This window comes from Dermabacter vaginalis (assembly GCF_001678905.1).
Taxonomy (GTDB): Bacteria; Actinomycetota; Actinomycetes; order Actinomycetales; family Dermabacteraceae; genus Dermabacter; species Dermabacter vaginalis.
Genome location: NZ_CP012117.1, coordinates 1,612,041 through 1,628,150, shown reverse-complemented (window position 1 = coordinate 1,628,150; position 16,110 = coordinate 1,612,041). Strand labels below are relative to the sequence as shown.

General features: G+C 60.1%; 15 protein-coding genes and 1 tRNA gene. 8 read left to right on the top strand and 8 right to left on the bottom strand.

From position 1 onward, the window contains the following. Positions 1 to 17: 17 nt before the first annotated feature. From DAD186_RS07115 to DAD186_RS07095, 5 genes are all read right to left on the bottom strand, one after another. Positions 18 to 623: a response regulator transcription factor gene (locus DAD186_RS07115; RefSeq protein ID WP_074299018.1), complete on the bottom strand. Its 606-nt coding sequence runs from the start codon at positions 621 to 623 to the stop codon at positions 18 to 20. Then, positions 620 to 1,711 (bottom strand): sensor histidine kinase, encoded by a 1,092-nt coding sequence (locus tag DAD186_RS07110; protein WP_065248075.1) that lies wholly within the window; start codon positions 1,709 to 1,711, stop codon positions 620 to 622. The genes DAD186_RS07115 and DAD186_RS07110 overlap by 4 nt, the downstream gene beginning before the upstream one ends. Then, entirely contained in the window at positions 1,711 to 2,457 is a 747-nt protein-coding gene (locus tag DAD186_RS07105) for an ABC transporter permease (protein WP_065248074.1), read from the bottom strand. The genes DAD186_RS07110 and DAD186_RS07105 overlap by 1 nt, the downstream gene beginning before the upstream one ends. Beyond that, a complete protein-coding gene (locus DAD186_RS07100) occupies positions 2,457 to 3,356 on the bottom strand; it encodes an ABC transporter ATP-binding protein (protein ID WP_065248073.1) in 900 nt (299 codons plus the stop codon). The genes DAD186_RS07105 and DAD186_RS07100 overlap by 1 nt, the downstream gene beginning before the upstream one ends. A 93-nt stretch (positions 3,357 to 3,449) precedes the next feature. Then, positions 3,450 to 4,346: an NAD-dependent epimerase/dehydratase family protein gene (locus DAD186_RS07095; RefSeq protein WP_065248072.1), complete on the bottom strand. Its 897-nt coding sequence runs from the start codon at positions 4,344 to 4,346 to the stop codon at positions 3,450 to 3,452. Between the two features lie 135 nt (positions 4,347 to 4,481). Between DAD186_RS07095 and DAD186_RS07090 the strand changes: the two genes are divergently transcribed. After that, positions 4,482 to 4,555, top strand: a tRNA-Lys gene (locus tag DAD186_RS07090). On the opposite strand, the gene DAD186_RS10660 is transcribed toward DAD186_RS07090, so the two are convergent. Next, positions 4,521 to 4,823 carry a helix-turn-helix domain-containing protein gene (locus DAD186_RS10660; RefSeq protein ID WP_167550769.1) on the bottom strand — a complete coding sequence of 101 codons (303 nt, stop codon included), beginning with the start codon at positions 4,821 to 4,823 and terminating at the stop codon, positions 4,521 to 4,523. The genes DAD186_RS07090 and DAD186_RS10660 overlap by 35 nt on opposite strands. Positions 4,824 to 4,946: 123 nt before the next feature. Between DAD186_RS10660 and DAD186_RS10880 the strand changes: the two genes are divergently transcribed. From DAD186_RS10880 to DAD186_RS07055, 7 genes are all read left to right on the top strand, one after another. Then, positions 4,947 to 5,174 (top strand): hypothetical protein, encoded by a 228-nt coding sequence (locus DAD186_RS10880; protein ID WP_144246010.1) that lies wholly within the window; start codon positions 4,947 to 4,949, stop codon positions 5,172 to 5,174. Then, the gene (locus DAD186_RS10875) at positions 5,171 to 6,250 is read left to right on the top strand and encodes a helix-turn-helix domain-containing protein (RefSeq protein ID WP_144246009.1); all 1,080 of its coding nucleotides are present in this window, start codon (positions 5,171 to 5,173) and stop codon (positions 6,248 to 6,250) included. Before DAD186_RS10880 ends, DAD186_RS10875 begins: the two co-directional genes overlap by 4 nt. A 41-nt stretch (positions 6,251 to 6,291) precedes the next feature. After that, the gene (locus DAD186_RS07075; RefSeq protein ID WP_034373829.1) at positions 6,292 to 7,041 is read left to right on the top strand and encodes a sigma-70 RNA polymerase sigma factor region 4 domain-containing protein; all 750 of its coding nucleotides are present in this window, start codon (positions 6,292 to 6,294) and stop codon (positions 7,039 to 7,041) included. 46 nt (positions 7,042 to 7,087) lie between these two features. Then, positions 7,088 to 7,417, top strand: coding sequence for a hypothetical protein (locus DAD186_RS07070; protein WP_157457113.1), 330 nt, complete (start codon positions 7,088 to 7,090; stop codon positions 7,415 to 7,417). A 3-nt stretch (positions 7,418 to 7,420) separates the two neighbouring features. Next, entirely contained in the window at positions 7,421 to 8,458 is a 1,038-nt protein-coding gene (locus DAD186_RS10655; protein ID WP_082991127.1) for a helix-turn-helix domain-containing protein, read from the top strand. Between the two features lie 100 nt (positions 8,459 to 8,558). Next, complete coding sequence (locus tag DAD186_RS07060) at positions 8,559 to 9,776, top strand: hypothetical protein (RefSeq protein ID WP_065248068.1); 1,218 nt, start codon at positions 8,559 to 8,561, stop codon at positions 9,774 to 9,776. A gap of 134 nt (positions 9,777 to 9,910) precedes the next feature. Then, positions 9,911 to 14,476 (top strand): LPXTG cell wall anchor domain-containing protein, encoded by a 4,566-nt coding sequence (locus DAD186_RS07055; protein ID WP_081976507.1) that lies wholly within the window; start codon positions 9,911 to 9,913, stop codon positions 14,474 to 14,476. A gap of 221 nt (positions 14,477 to 14,697) precedes the next feature. Here the strand turns inward: DAD186_RS07055 and DAD186_RS07050 are convergent, their stop codons facing one another. Together DAD186_RS07050 and DAD186_RS07045 are read right to left on the bottom strand one after the other, a co-directional pair. Then, positions 14,698 to 15,006 carry a hypothetical protein gene (locus DAD186_RS07050; RefSeq protein ID WP_034373814.1) on the bottom strand — a complete coding sequence of 103 codons (309 nt, stop codon included), beginning with the start codon at positions 15,004 to 15,006 and terminating at the stop codon, positions 14,698 to 14,700. A gap of 96 nt (positions 15,007 to 15,102) precedes the next feature. Then, on the bottom strand, positions 15,103 to 15,843 hold the full coding sequence (locus tag DAD186_RS07045) for a sortase family protein (RefSeq protein ID WP_144246007.1): 741 nt from the start codon (positions 15,841 to 15,843) through the stop codon (positions 15,103 to 15,105). Between the last annotated feature and the right edge of the window lie 267 nt (positions 15,844 to 16,110).

Here is a 16,110-nt window from a genome sequence, read left to right as displayed (position 1 = left end):
CCGACGTTAGCTGGCGTTTAGAGCCAGCCGCGTTCTTCGGCGCGCTTTGCGGCGGCGGCCCTCGTCGCGGCGCCGGTCTTGTGGATCGCTGAAGAGAGGTAGTTTCGCACGGTTCCTTCGCTCAGGTGAACCCTCTTCGCGATGCTTGAGATTTTGTCGCCTTCGCGGGCGATACGCAGGATTTCTTGCTCGCGTTCGGTGAGGGGGTTTGCCCCCTCGAAAAGGGATTCCGTGGCGAGAGCCGGGTCGACGACTCGCTGGCCCGCGTGGACTTTCCGCACGGCTTCGGCGAGTTGATCGGCGGGGGTTTCTTTCACCACGAAGCCGCTTGCGCCGGCGTCGAGGGCACGGCGCAGGTATCCGGGACGGCCGAACGTGGTCACAATGAGACAGCGTGCTCCAAGACCCTCACGCGCGATCGCGGCGGTCGCGTCGATGCCGTCGCGTTTGGGCATCTCGATGTCGAGGAGGGCCACGTCCACGTCAGTGGTGCGCAGGATCGCGAGTGCCTCTTCGCCGTTCGAGGCCTCGGCAACGACGTCGATGTCGTCTTCGAGACTCAGGAGGGCGACGAGTGCTCCGCGCACCATCGCCTGGTCGTCCGCGATGAGAACCCTGATCACATCTGCACCTGCACTGTCGTTCCGTCGTTGCCGCCGGTGAGGGTGAGTGATCCGCCTGCATCTTCGACGCGTTCGCGAAGGCCGCGCAGGCCGTTCCCGCTCGTGCCCGAGAACCCTACGCCGTCGTCGCTAACTTCGATGCGGTGATTGTGCAGGGTGATCCTTGCGTGGGAGGCGTGTGCGTGACGCACGATGTTCGTCATGGCTTCGCGCAAAGCCCACGCGAAAAGGATCCGGTAACGGGGGTCAACGTCGTCTGCCTCGCCAAAGACCGTCAAATCGACCCCAGCTTCGCGCACGACGGAGCGGGCTTGCTCGAGCTCGACTCCAAGCTGGCGCACGCGAAGACCGAGCACCGTGGAGCGCACATCGGCAATGCCCTCGCGTGAGAGTTGAGTGATGAGGGCGATTTCGCGCTTCGCCGCGGCCGAATCCTTATCCACGAGCCGCTCGGCGAGCTCGGACTTGAGGGCAATCGCGGTGAGGGTGTGCCCGAGAACGTCATGGATGTCGCGTGCGACTCTCTCGCGCTCATCGAGCACCGCCTCTTGCGAGGCCACTCTCGAGTCGTCGAGGGCGGACTTCGTGAAAAACACCGATCCCGCGCAGCCAAGGAACACGCCCGAGGCGATGATTCCGAAGGAGAGCGACCAGAACTCCCGCGCAAGGAGGGGATAGGCGAGGGTCGCGAAGACGACGCACGCGCCTGCGAGGTAACCGGGGCGCGGGGGGAGGAGGAAGACCGTCACGGGTACGACGAAAATCGCGAGTGACAAGGCGTCCGTGCCGATCAGGAACATTTGCGCGACGCAAATCGCGATGAGCAGCGCGATGAACGCGACGCTTTGCCACGTGAGCGATTCGGTGATCCTATCGGGATCGCGAAAGTACCGAATCATCGATATCGCATAGAGCGCGGCAAACGCGAGAGTCAGGAGGATCGAGGCGGCGCCGGCGAGCGTCGGAAACCCTCCCTGGCATGCCGTGATCAGCGGGAAGGTGAGGAAAAGGAGCCACACGAGCGACATGGCATACGCGATTGCGCGCCCGCGTGCCTTCGTGGCTTCCTGTTCCGTTTTGTCGAGCATTACTGCCTTTCGCGAGTCTTCCGGGCGAGCACGAGGGCGAGGACTACGAAGATCACGAGCCACACCGCCATGTTCACAAGCCCGTACCACAGCGGGTCCTCGTAAAAGTCTGCGCCGGTGGAATACATCTTCCCATGGACCACGGGGTATTTGGCGAGCATCGCATACCCGTAAAACGGCGTGAACCGGCCGATCTGGAGAAGCGTGCCGCTGAGGGGAATGAAGAGATTCCCGAGGAAGCCGAACAGCACGAGAAGGCCGGTCGAAGCGTTGGCAGCGCCCTCGCTTCGCATGGCGAATGCGAAAATCAATCCGTAAAATCCGAACATCATTGAGCCCACAAAAAGGATGAGGAACGTGAGAATCCAATCCTCGAGTGGGGCCTCTGCTTTGGTGAGGGCGCCGATCGCATACACGATCACGAGCGGGAGGAGAGCGATGATGCTTCCAACTCCCACCTTGACCGCGATGTAGCGTGCGTCGCTCAGCGGCGTGAGTCCGAGCTGCCTGCCCCAACCGCGGATTTTTTCAACGCCGGCCTGCGTGGCAATGCCGGTTGTCGCGCTTGCGGCGCCATACGCGGCGAGGGCAATCATGATCGACATGGCAATGTTGCCGTCGCCGAAGTTGATGTCGGCAAAGTCGTTTGTCGTCCCGATCGCGATGTAAATGAGGACCGGCAACCCCACGATGAAGAAGAGATTGACGAGATCTCTGAATTGGCGCTTGAGTTCGATCGCAAACATTAGCTGACCTTCCGATCTTTCGTGAGGCGAACAAAGGAGTCTTCGAGGGAGGGATGTGAGATTTCGAGTGCACTTACGCCGTCCATGGCGAGCAGGAACCGAGCGACGTTGTCGCTTTCGGTGCTGACGGTCGCCACACTCGAACCAGCGATCTCTACGCGCTGGCTCGGGAAGCGCTCGCGAAGGGCAGCCATGACAGTTTCGGGATTGTTCGCGCGCACACGCACTTCGCGCGCGCCGGTGAGATCGCGAATCTGGTCCGTGGGGCCGTCGGCCACGATCGAACCCTCGGAGATGAAAACGACGCGCCGCGCAAACTGCTCGGCCTCTTCGAGGTAGTGGGTGGCAAAAATGACCGTGCGTCCGGAGGTTGCCTCGGCCTGCATTCGATCCCAAAAAGCGCGGCGAGCCGTGACGTCCATGCCAGCCGTTGGCTCATCGAGGATGAGTACCTCGGGATCAGGCAGGAGCGCGAGCGCGAACTTGAGGCGTTGCTGCTCGCCGCCTGAACACGCTTTGACCTTGCGATTAGCGAGGTCCGTGATGCCCGCGAGCTCAAGAGCACGCCGGCCCATCGTGGGCTTCGGAAAGGTTGAGGCGATGTAATCGACGGTTTCTCCCACCGTGATGTCGGCAATGAGCCCGCCCGTCTGCAAAAGCGCCGAGACTTTCCCGGCCTTGATCGCTTCGCGCGGCGTGGTGCCGCACACCCGGATGCTCCCCGACGTGGGGTGCGAGAGGCCGAGCACCATGTCGAGCGTCGTGGTTTTTCCCGCGCCGTTCGGCCCGAGAAACGCAAGAATCTCGCCGCGTTCGACCGTGAGATCGATGTCGTTGACGGCAAGCACCGAGGGGAATTGTTTACGGAGCCCCGTGATCTCCACTGCTACTTCGTTCATGCCTCAAGTCTTTTTCAGGCACGAATTTCTCGCTATCGGAACCTGTCACGACATTGACGTGACAGGTGTCATGAATCGTCGTGCGTCGGCGGTTTAGATCCGCGACCAGCCGAGACTCGACGGCCCGATCGTGGGTCGCCAGCCCGTCTCGCGCATGAATCGAATCGAGGAGACCCGCAGCGAGCGGCGTTGCACGTCCATTTTTGCGGGGAGTACGGCCTGGGTTGCTGCGGGAAAGAACTTCGCATCCATGCCCGCGCGCGCTTCACGACCGAGGTCCTTCGCCCATCGTGCACGGGTAATGGGCTCGCCGCCCACGTTGTAGAAGCCGGATCGGGCACCGAGGGCCGCGAGGAAGGCTCGGCCCGCGTCGATGTGGTGCACGAGAGTGAGGTAGTCGCTCGGCTTGCCGAGGAGAACCGCTTCGCCCTCGCGAGTCTTGCGAAGAGCGTAGGTGGTGCCCGGGTCGCGGCCGTACAGCTGCCCGAGGCGGAGGATGACGGCGCTGCGTCCATTTTCCGCGAAGTCGACCGCCGCGCGCATTTCGCGCACGCGGGGTTTGAAGGCCTGGTTTTTCACGGCGAGAGGGTGATCCTCGCTGATCCATTTGCTCCCGTTATCGGGGTACATGAACATCGAGGATTCTTGGATGAGTTTGCCGACCCCTGCACGCGCGGCAGCTGTGGCGATTGCCGCGGAGGCTTCAAGGTGAAGGCGGTCGTCCTCGCGCCAGGCGAAGGGGCGAAGTGCGCCCATTCCCGTGGGGATCTTCGCAAGGGTATTGATCACGACGTCGTGGCCGCGAAAGGTGCGCTCGAGGTCGCTTGCGGAGAAGACATCGGCGATGACGCCGTGGGCGCCGCGCCCCTCGACAATGGGAAGGCCGCGCTCGCGACGCGTGACACCCGTGACTTCGTGCCCGGCCGCGACGAGAGCTTCGACAGCCTGCTGCCCAAGGACTCCCGTGGCACCCGTGACTGCGATCCTCACCGCTCAGCTCCTTATGGTTCGGCTACGACTCACCGTCACAGTCTAAGTGGCGGCACTGAATGTGTGCTTCGGCATAAAAATCCAGGCTCGATTGGCGCGAGCGGCACAGTGCGGCGTAAAGTATTTCTTCGTTAGGCGCCATTAGCTCAGTTGGTTAGAGCAACTGACTCTTAATCAGTGGGTCCGGGGTTCGAGTCCCTGATGGCGCACAACAGAAGCCCTCGCTCCTTGAGCGGGGGCTTCACTGCTATATAGCGAAGCAAGGCCGTCGTAGAACGAGGCGATGGGTACACCGAAGTACTCCGCCATGATCGCCACTTCCGAGGCCTTCCACGGTGAATCGCCTCGAAGTTTTGCGTAGACGGCTCCGTATGACAAGCCGAGAACGTCCATTAACTTTTCATTTTTTTCGCCGTTGAGGGCGACAAGGGCGCGTGCTGCCGATGAGATTGCAGTGTCGTAGTGGTCAGTTGTCACGATACTTGTATTTCTTCTAGCCATATACGCATGCTAGCTGAGAAACCGCTTCACAGTGACGCGTTATCAAATCGTTATCAGTTTTGCGGATGTACGTACACTTTTCTGTACTACAGTTGAGATATGACAACGACAGCAGAACTTGCAGACATGATTCTTCAGGCACAAGGCCACGGAGACCTTTGGACTTGGGCAATGAACCGCCGCAACGGGAAGGTACGGCCGCCCTCATACAACCTTCTTGCCGACGAGCTGGGACAGATCTCGGATGGGCGTGTAGTCGTGACCGGCCAGGCGTTGTGCCAGTGGCTCAAGGCCATTGAGCGCAAGCGTGCGGAGGTGCAGGCGTGAGTACCGCAATGATTCCTTCAGTTATCGCGGAGCGTGATGACCTGCCCGTCCTTCCGTTGGAGAAGGGGCGTCAAATCTGTGACCGCATTCGTCAGCTTGCCGCGCGGCGTCACGAGCAGCTTACGCAGCTTGCCGAGACGGACGAAGAACTTTCTTCCTGCATTCAAGTCGCGTACTTGCAGCGCGCATGGGAAGAAATGGGCTACGCCTCCTGGGAGGAACTGTGCAAACGCGAGTTTTCGGAAGCCCGCATGTGGGACACCATCGAAGCGCGCCGAAAGACAGTTCATAGCCTCCTTTTGAACGTTGGTATGAGCACACGCGCTATCGCCGCCGTCATGGGCACGAGCGACGCGACTGTTCGCCGCGACTTAGCAACTGCGTCAAATGACGCAGTTGCTACCGGTAGTGACGCAAACGATGTAGCAACTGCGTCAAATGTCGCAGTTGCTACGCAACCTCCTTCAACTTCAGATACAGCCCTAGCCTCGTCCAGTCCGCGCAAGAGTCGTGGCCTTGACGGCGCAATTCGTCAGCGTCCTATTGGGCAAGAGCTGGTGGACCGTCGTCTTCTGGTGGCGCAAAAGCGTGCTGAGGGGAAGACGCAGGCTGAGATTGCTGCCGAGCTTGACCTGACCCAGCGCACAGTATCGAACGACACTCAAGCGATTGCACAGTACAAGCAAAAACTCGATAGCGCTCAACAGCAGCGTCTAGACGAAGGGCGTTTGAGTCGTACGGAACTGACCGAGCTTGTGGGCTTGACGCCGATTTCGAGTACACAGCGCGCAATTGTTAGTGCTGCCCGTTCTGCCGCGAAAGGCCTTAGTGCAGACGTCGAGTTCCTGACCGAAAGTGTCGTGTTCAACGACTCGTGGCTGGGTGCCGAGGCTGAGTGCTCGAGCATCCTTGCTCCCTCCCTGATCTCGACTATCCACGCGTTCGCGCACTGGCTTGGCCACGAGTTTCGTTGGGACGACGTGCCCGAAGACAAGCGCATGCAGTACCACGACCACCTGATCGAGGCTGTCAAGGCGCTTTCGTCAGCGACCGGAAACCTCGTTCCGGAGGACTAAACCCAACGCCCTGATTCTTATCTCTAGCGAAGGCATATCCCATGCACCATCCGAACGAGACCGAAACCCCCTTACAGAAACTCGCCCGCGAGGACGCGCAAGCTCTCGCCAAACGTCAACGCATCGCTCAGTCGGTTGCACGTTTCCCTAAAGAGGAGATCACCGAAGCTATCGACGCACAGCGCCCGATGGTCCTTTCCACCCTCAAGTCACGCGGTGCCACCGCTGACTTTGATGACGTCATGGGCGACATAAGCGAGCACGTCCTTAACTCCCTGCCCAACTACGAAGCGAAGGGAAACGTGCCGCTGGTGAGGTGGGCGACCGGCGTCGCCAAGTCACGATTGAACGAGCACTATCGCCAAAGCGGCAAACGCCGTGCCCGCGAAGTGTCCTACACCGAGGAATTCGCCCGAGAGGTCATCACGATGGACGCTCTCGAGGACGAGGGGGACTTCCTCAAGTTCCTCCTTCAAAAGGTGCGGGAGCGAGTTCTTGCTACCCCTGGTGGAATCAAACAGTGGCAACGCCTCACGCATATGGCGCCGCAGGAACAGCGAGGCGCAGCCGCCCGTAGCGAATTGCGCGAGCTTCTCGCCGACGAGAGCGGCCTGCCCGTCACCTATTTCGGCAGCGAAGCGACCGAGGCCACTGACCCCGGGACAGTTGTGGCCCACCCAATCAGTCGCGGCGACGGCTACCACGTGCACTGCACGCTGTGCGGTACCAGCGCCGACGTCTACGAGGGCCTACTTCAAGCGGCACGCGCCGCACGCACCCACACCCACTAACCCCGCTTTCATCCCATACATCCATCCCTGAAGGAGACTTTCCGCAATGAGCGCATCACATATGGCACTCGTTGTCTCTCACTCCGCGTCCAAGGCCGTCACGCGCCTGGTGGCCATGAGCCTCGCCAATAACTACGACCCCGAGGCCGACTACTCCGTGGCATCCATTGCCCTCCTATGCCGCGAAGCAAACGCCACACCCGCGCAAGTCGCACGTGCTTTCGATCAGCTCCTCAAACTAGGGGAGTGGTCCCGCCCCACGATTAACGGCACCCGCGTTATGCGCCTCGTTCTTCGTTGCCCGCTGGAGTGCGACCGCACCGCCGCGCACCGCACCAAAAGCGACTTTGCAGCCCTCACCCCTAGGAGGGCATAGGGCATGAGCTATCAAGCCGTAGACCTGTTCAAAGCCCACTCCGAGACGAACGGAATGACCCGCTTTATCGGTCTTGTCCTCGCGCACTACTGCAACGCGGACACCCTCGCCGCTTGGCCCAGCATCGACCTGCTCATGCTCGACACCGGCGCATCAGAGCGAACGATCCGCAAAGCCCTCAAAGAACTCGAAACACTCAACGAATTCACTATCAGTGAGAGCGGCGACGGCACCCGTCTCTACACCCTGGCCCTAACCTGCCCACCAACGTGTGACGGCAGCTCCAACCACGGACGACACCTCGCCGACACACGCACGAAACGCCGCATGGTAGAGGCAGCCAGAAAACGCGCGGCCCGCTCAACAACCCCTACCCAAGCCCCACTCGAGGACACTTTAGAACCTGGTTTAGAAGAGTTGTCCGGCAAAATCTGCCGGACACGCGAGCCTTTAGCACCCGGTTTAGAAGAGTTGTCCGGCAAACACTTCCGGACTGTCCGGCAAAATCTGCCGGACATCGACCCCGATACCTCTTTAAAGGAAAAAGAAAAGTTAACACCAACCACCAATGGTTCTAGCAATAACCCGACACCAAACGAGGTGAGCAGTCTCGCGAGGGCCGCTGACGCGGCTAGTGGTGGAAACACTTCCTCCACTGACATGAACGCGCTGATCTACGAGGTCCGCCACGGACTACCCCGCCAACTGTCGATGACGCTCACCCCGACCGCGATCCGCAAGGCCCTCCAACGCCCCTTCGCACTCGGCATCACCCTCCAACAACTGCGCGACGCCCTCGCACGCGACTGGACCGGAGCACGCTCCGGAGCCGTAATCACCTACCTGCGCGAACTCGAACCCCCAGCCCCAGAACCCGAACCGACCAAAGTGTTCTGCCCGGTACACACACGTGTGGACATCACTCGCACCGAATGCTGGAAGTGCCGCAAGGAACGCCGCACGAGTGCTAACAAAACCAAACGACGAGAAGGAGAAACCACCCGCGACTGGATGGAGCGCATCGCCAACAACTCGCCCTAACCACCACAACCCGCTCACAGCAACCCCGCAAACCCATGACAGTCCCGCCACTCCTGGCAGACAATGAAACCGAACCCCACACACTGAAAAGGACGCGACAATGAAACGCACAACGCCGATCATCGCCACCGCGATCACGGCGCTCGCCCTCGTCATCGGAGGCACCGGCTGCACCTCCAACGCCACCGCCGCCCCGACCTGCGACAGCGCCACAAAGAGCTACCAGACCGCACTCACCGCCTACCACGACGCAGCGGACACCGCCACTGCCACCCTCGATAAAGCCCGTGCCACTGAAGGCTTCACCCTCGACAATAACGAAGACGCTAAGGCACTGACCGCCACACTCGAAGAAACCAAGGCCGACAGTGTCCCCGCATGCCAAGGCAAAGACGACGCAGCGACAATCGACCAACACGCCGCCACACTCAAAAGCGCCACAACGAACCTCAATACCTCCACAAGCGCCCTCATTGCCGACCTCGACGAAACGGTGCTTGCAGCCGCAAAAGACCGCAACAGCGAAGCCGCACAAGCACTCACCACTGCGCTCGACGCCGCCAACACCCTTCACGACTCCAGCGCCGACAAGGTAGCCGACAACGCTACCCGCGACCAGCTACGCGCGAGGATCGACGAAGCTCAGAAAACACTCAACGCCACCGTTGACACCAACGACCCGGCAGCCCTCGACGAACACACAGCAGCGCTTCACAACCAGCTCAAGGCCCTGAATGAACAAAAGGGCGCCGTGGAAGCATCCCAGCAAACCAAGGCCAACGCCCAGAACGCTCAACCCAAGAGCAACAACTCCAAAGCAAGCTCGAACACCAACGACGACGCCTCGAAGAAGGCCACGTCCGACTCGAAACACTCCAGCTCGACGAAGTCCACCTCGCAGAAGTCCTCCTCGGACTCTAAGCAGGACAGCAGCAAGAAGACCAGCTCGAAGAAGTCAACGTCGGACTCCACGAAGTCCAAGTCCAGCTCGAAGAAGCCCTCCTCTGACTCGAAGAAGAGCAGTAGCAAGAAACAGTCCAGCTCGAAAACATCGAAGTCGGACTCGAAGAAGAGCAGCAGCAAGAAACAGTCCGGCACAAAGAAGTCCACGCCAAAGAAGAGCAGTGGGAAGAAGAAGGACGCCCCGAAGAAGTCGAAGAAACCCTCCAAGGGAGGCGACTCCAACACCACCCCCGGCTTCAAGACCCCGAAGTTCGAGGATAACTACGACGACCGCGGCGCTCCTCCGGGTTGCCACAAGGACTCCTTCGGCAACATCTACGGTCGTGACTGCACCGGAAACGAAATCTGGCCGTAGAACGCCCCCACGAAGCACAAGGCCCGCCACGCCTGTGGCGGGCCTTTGCTGTGTCCCATAGAACTCAGTCACAGTGTCACTCGTTGCGCGATAAGTAGGTGGTAATACCCCTCTTTCACGTGAGAAGGACATACATGACTACCACAACCCCCAACAAACGGCCCCTGCTTCGAGCAGTAGGCGCGGCAGTGACCATTACCGCGATCAGTGCCCCGGCAGCGTTCGCCGCCGTCGGAGGCGGCGCAGTAAGCGGCGGCGGCGCAGGTGGAAGCGCCGCCACCCACTTCGCCCTCTACACCGAGGACGACGCATACGCGGTCACTGATGGCGATCCGAACACCAACCCGCGACAGGGATGGGGAACGGACTCAATCAACTACTTCATCAACATGGCGCAAAACAATGAGACCTTCCCCCTCACACGCCCCGAACGCATCCAAAACTCATTCACGAATGCTTGTAGCGATGCCCTTCAAGAAGCCACCGCACGCTCGTCCGATGGCAAGCGACCGTCGCGCGTTGTCCAGGTAGGCGTCTCCTACGGCAAAGTCGACGGCAAGTTCTCGACCTTTGGCGCGGTCAACACCGACTATCAACGCTGGTACAACCAGTACTGGGCCGACGCCGCCAAATCCCTCAAGGGATATAACGCAGCACAGCAGCGCAGTGTGTATGAGGAGTTTATGCAGGAAACTCGCGACGCCGGCGCGAACGTTTCCGTTGTCTGCGTGGCGCTGAACGAAGAAGAACCGAAGTCCCCGAACTACAACCTCAAGATCACCACCGACGTGGCGACCTCGTTCGAGATGGCCGGTACGACAACCCCCGTCAACGACATGATTCACGCCGCTGACGGTGACGGCTCGAGCGTCAAGGCCGACGTCATCCTCCACTGGGACGGCGCTGGCAAGAACAAGGGCAAGTCCGTCTCTAAGAACATCGACCTCAAAACCAAGGGCGACACCCGCAGCCCCAACTTCACTCCCGCCGACTTCGGTTGGAGCGAATGGCCCGCAGGCAAGTTCTGGTTCGACGTGAAGATCGACAAACAAGGGAAAATGGCCGCAGCGGTCGATACTCCCGACCGTGACCCGCGCGAAACCTGGGATGCGAAACTCAACCCGAGCGTCGAAAAGGAACTCTACGTCCCCGGCACCACCGAGACCCTGCCAAGCAGCGCTCAGCTCGTTGCTGGTCAAGCAACCGACGCGCGTATCGTCGCGAACTCCAACGGCTACGACGCAATGACCATCGTGGACACGATCAACACCGATCAGGCCTTCATCGGCTCCAACGCCGCCGACGTCAAAGACGCCGTGTATGTTCTCGACCCGAACGGCAAGAAGGTCCCCGCCGATATCAAGATTGATCGCGGCACTAGCGGAAAGATCATCGTCTCCGCACACGTAACCGGCATGACGGCTCCAGGCGACTACACCCTCGTCGTACCTACCTATGTTCTGCCGAACAAGAAGGAATACGACCTTCCCGACGACTCCAAGGTCATCATCGAAGGCACCACCTACAACGGCAACAGCAAGGGCACCCGCAAGGTCATTCCCCACACCGACAAGGCATGGGTACTCGACCAGGAAGGCGCCCTCACAACCGCCGATCCCGACCACACCAACACCGTTGGCGCGGACGGCAAAGTATTCCTTCCTGGCTCACCCGTCAGCGCAGTCGTCAACGGCAACGTGCCCGCGCACATGCCAAGCAACCTCGAATCCCTCGAGATCACCGACGACTGGACGAAGGCCGCACAGTACGTAGACTTCACCGACGCCTCCAAGGCCAAGGTGTACTACAACGGTGCGGACGTCACGGATCAATTCACTATCAAGGTGGAAGGCACCAAGACGATTGCCACCGCCAAGAAGTCCTTCCTGGACAAGACCAAGGGCCTGGACAAAGACGGTGAACTCAAGCTCGTCATCACGGGCGCATTCAAGAGCGACTACGACACGAACGGGAAGAACACCGTCCTCCACAACGACGGCACGTTCACCCTCAACAACGAAGGCCACCAAACCAACACCCCGCCCGTGTTCACGCAAACACCGAAGCCTGACAAGGTGTGGGCGCTTGACGAAAACGGTGCCCTCGTAGCGAACGATCCCGAGTGGACAAACAAGAAAGGCGCCGACCAAAAGACGTTCCTTCAAAACGACACCGTGTATGCGAGCGTCAACGGCAAGGTCCCCGCGAACCTCGCCCGCCCGCTGACCAAGTACGTCATCACCGACGACTGGACCGACGCGGCCAAGTATGTGGACTTCACTGACGCCTCTAAGGCGAAAGTGTTCTTCAACGGCAAGGACGTCACGGACCAGTTCACCATCAAGGTCGACGGCACCAAGACGATTGCCACCGCCAAGCAGTCCTTCCTCGATCAGACCAAGGGCCTGGACAAGGATGGCGTCACTGACCTCGTGATCGGCGGACACTTCCGCGACGACTACGCCACCCACGGCGACCTCGTGAAGCTCACGAACGCTGGCTTCGAACAATGGAACGACACCGAGCGCCCCACGAACGTACCGCCCGTGTTCACGTGGACCCCCGACCCCCACAAGGACGTCTACGGTTCGCTGAGCGAAGGCGGCGACCAGGCCTCCATCGACGGCCTCGGTGTATTCCCCGGCCAGACGGTCGAATACAACGTCGAACTCGACGTGAACATCCCCGACAACACCGCCCACGGTGATCAGCCGGTCAAGTCGTTCGCCGTTGAAGACCAGTACGATCCGCAGTTCGAGCCGAACCGTGACTCCCTCGAGTTTTACGACACGCGCACGAACCGCCCGATCCCGCGCAGCAACTACACCGTCAAGTGGAACACCGACACCCACTCCTTCGTGGTCACGTTCCACGACGACTGGGTTGCCAAGAACCTCAAGGCAGGCGAAAGCGGATGGCTCATCATGCGCTTCGACGGCACAATCAAAGACACCGCTGTCGGCGGAACTCAGGTCCGCAACCAAGCCTTCGAAATTCTCAACGGCGCCAAGACCGCAACCGAGATCCCCGAAGTGAACATTCCGAACGTGGAACCTCACAAGGAAGACCTCAACACCGACAAGCAGGACATTGACGGTAAGACCGTTGTGGAAGGCGACATTATTCTGTACCGCCTCACCCTCGACGGCGGCGCACCGCGCAGCGAACTCGCCTACGACGTGCGCAAGCTCGGCCTCGTTGACGACTACGACGAAAACTACCTCGACCTCAAGGCCGAGGGAATCAGTGTCGTGGACAAGGAGACCGGCGACGACGTCACCAGCAAGTTCAACGTTCAGGTCAAGGACGGCAAGGCCTACATCTTCGCCAAGACCATCGACACGCATAACGCTTGGGACGAGGACATCCCGGGCGACCCGCAGCCCGCTGACCTTGCCGCGTATGCTGCCCAAGCGGTGAACGCTCGAACAAGCGCAATCATCGACCAGGCGCTACTCGGCAAGGACTACTACGTGTACCTGCCCGCAACCGTGAAGAAAGAAACCGACGGTTACACCATCCTCAACACGGCCTGGCAGTCCACGAACAACTTTGTTCAGCAGACCGAAACCGTGTCTAACCCGCTCAAGGATATTGACCCTGAAAAGGATGTTGTTGTTTCCGAGGCCGACCAGGACTCCCTGAACGGCAAAGAAATCGCGCTCAACAGTGTGTTCAACTACAAGCTGAACTCGTCCACGATCCCCGCCGACCGCGCATACAACGCCAAGGACTGGAGTATCTCGGACACGTTCAACGCGCAGATGGATCACTACAACGGGATCTGGGCCGTCTACGCCGAGACCGACATTTACGACGGTGACACCAAGGTGTTCTCTAAGGGCGACCTGCTTGCCGATAGCGCCGGTCATGAGTCGGAAACCTATGCCGGTCTATTCACCACGGAATGGGACAACGAGACCCACACCTTCACGGTCACCGCGACCGAGAAGTTCCTCGCCCTGGTGAACTCGCGCCCGGACATGCCTGCTGCGTTCAGCGCCTACACGTCCATGACGCGAATCGCTCCCGGCGAGGTCACCAACGTTCACCGCGAGGTGTACAACGGCAAGGAACGACTCTCGAACGAGGTCAAGACCCGCACGCCGGAACACCCCAGCATCGACGTTGAAAAGTGGACACTTTCAGAAGGTGAAAAGCGAGGCGACCGCGACGACGCTGAAAATCCGTACACCATTAACGGAGATACGACTGAAATCGCGTTCACTCTCACCAACACCGGCGACGTTCCCCTCACCAACCTTCAAGCAGTCGATAAGACCGCTGAAGGCACCACCGGCGAGGTCGGCAACATCACCGTCAAGAAGAACGGTCAGTGGATCCCTCTGAGCGACATTCACGACCTCGCCGTCGGTGAAACCCTCACCGGACGAGGCACCCTCAAGGGCGTAGATAAGACGCACAAGGACACCATCACCGTCACCGGCGACAGCGTCTACACCCACAAGACCGTCTCCGACGCCGACGACTGGCACGGAGAACGCATCACCACCCCGGGAGACGTCATTAAGCGCATTCCCAAGGATCCCGGCGCAGTGGTTAAGACCGCTGTCTACGAGCTTGGTCACAACCCCTTCGGGTACCTGACCGGACTCGCGGCAGCCGTTGCAGCAGGAGTCGGCTTCACCGCCTTCCGCCGCAACAACAAGAGCGACGCCAAGAACACTCACAAGCAGTGACATACCTCTAGCGCCGCTCACTTCCCCAAAACGGAGGGCGAGAGAGACCACACCACCTCGTGGCCGCTCTCGCCCTCCACCTCTACCCACATGACCCACTAGCCGCTTCCACTAACGCCGACAGCTCAGCATGTTTCGGGCATAAAAACGCCCCGGCACGTCCAGCCATGACGTACCGGGGCGCTATCTTTCCCTAGCTGAACCCGCTTACAGCCGTACCGCTACTCCCACGCGATACGCCGGAACGTAAGCGAGTCCTCCATGCCCCCGTAGGGACGTGGCTCCCTATGCACCTCAACCTGAATGGAGTCCTCCCCAAACTGTTCAGGTGCGACTAGCACCATCGTGTCCTCATCCGCGAGAAACGCCGTCGTGCCGGTCAAATCGAAATTGGCCTCCAACCCGCGAAGTTTCAACTGTGCCCACACCGGCAGCTTCTCACGCCCATACACGCGATCCACATGCGTACGCTGAGACTCCTCACTGACCCCCGGCATCACCACCGGCTTATTCGACACGTTCACAGCCATGCGTATTCGCTCCTCACACTGCACTACCTCGAACGCTGCACGCTGCAACGCCCTGACACTCACTCACCGCACCCACCCCCGCAACGCGCCTCGCTTCTACGCCGCCGACGGCTCTAAATACGCCTCCACAATCACGTTGTCCAAACTGCGACCTGATGAGCGCTGCAAACACGTAAAAATCAACAACTTGCCCGGCTCCTGCCGCCACAGCTCCGACGCCGACGGCACCGACTTCTTCGACTGCACATGCACCGCCTTCACGCGATACACATACCCATCCACACCAATCTCATCTCCAGCACCCACACGCGCAGTCCCCGCTTCAATATCAATCAATCGTGACCCCGCCACGTCGGGCAGTCGCCGCGTGGAATGCAACGCAACCACCACCATCGACTCCTTAGCTTCACTCACGTCCCCCCAATCACGCACCAGATACGCATCCTCGAACGTCGGCGGGTTAATCACTCGCTCCCCACCGCGCGAATACGTACTCATCACCTTTAGCTGCGTATCGACACCTACCTTCGGAATCACCAAACGGTGCGCACTATCGGCAACATTCATCTGCTCAACCTCACTCGCACTCGGCTGATCCTCCAACACCGCACGCGAGCCGTCCGGCAGCACAAACGTTCCCTCGAGAGCATCACACTCGGGCACGTGCCACGTCAGGCGCCCCAACCAATCCACCCGTGACACATCTACCCACGGAAATTCATCCATCCATCCTGCATGCCGATCCCGCTCGTACGCCACACATTTCTCCACCACTGGAATACCCACAGTTGTACCCGTCACCCACGCCACCACCGAGCACAACACCACAAGTGCCACTGCAAACGCCCCTACAGCCTTTACAGCCGCTTTCCATGCCCTCGCCATACCCACGCACTCTCCTGCACACTCAACGCTCCTACACCCCTTTATCGCCGCACCCCGCAAACCCCCGTACACTTCCACGCCATCGCGTACTGAAGCACCCTCGAGGTTACGCGCGACTGTAAAAAGCGATCGCGCCCTAGTTGCAATGTCCTTAATGTGGCCATATACTGGAGTCACAAGGCAGGGCACAAGGCCCGCCGAGAAAGTCAGGAAGGACTC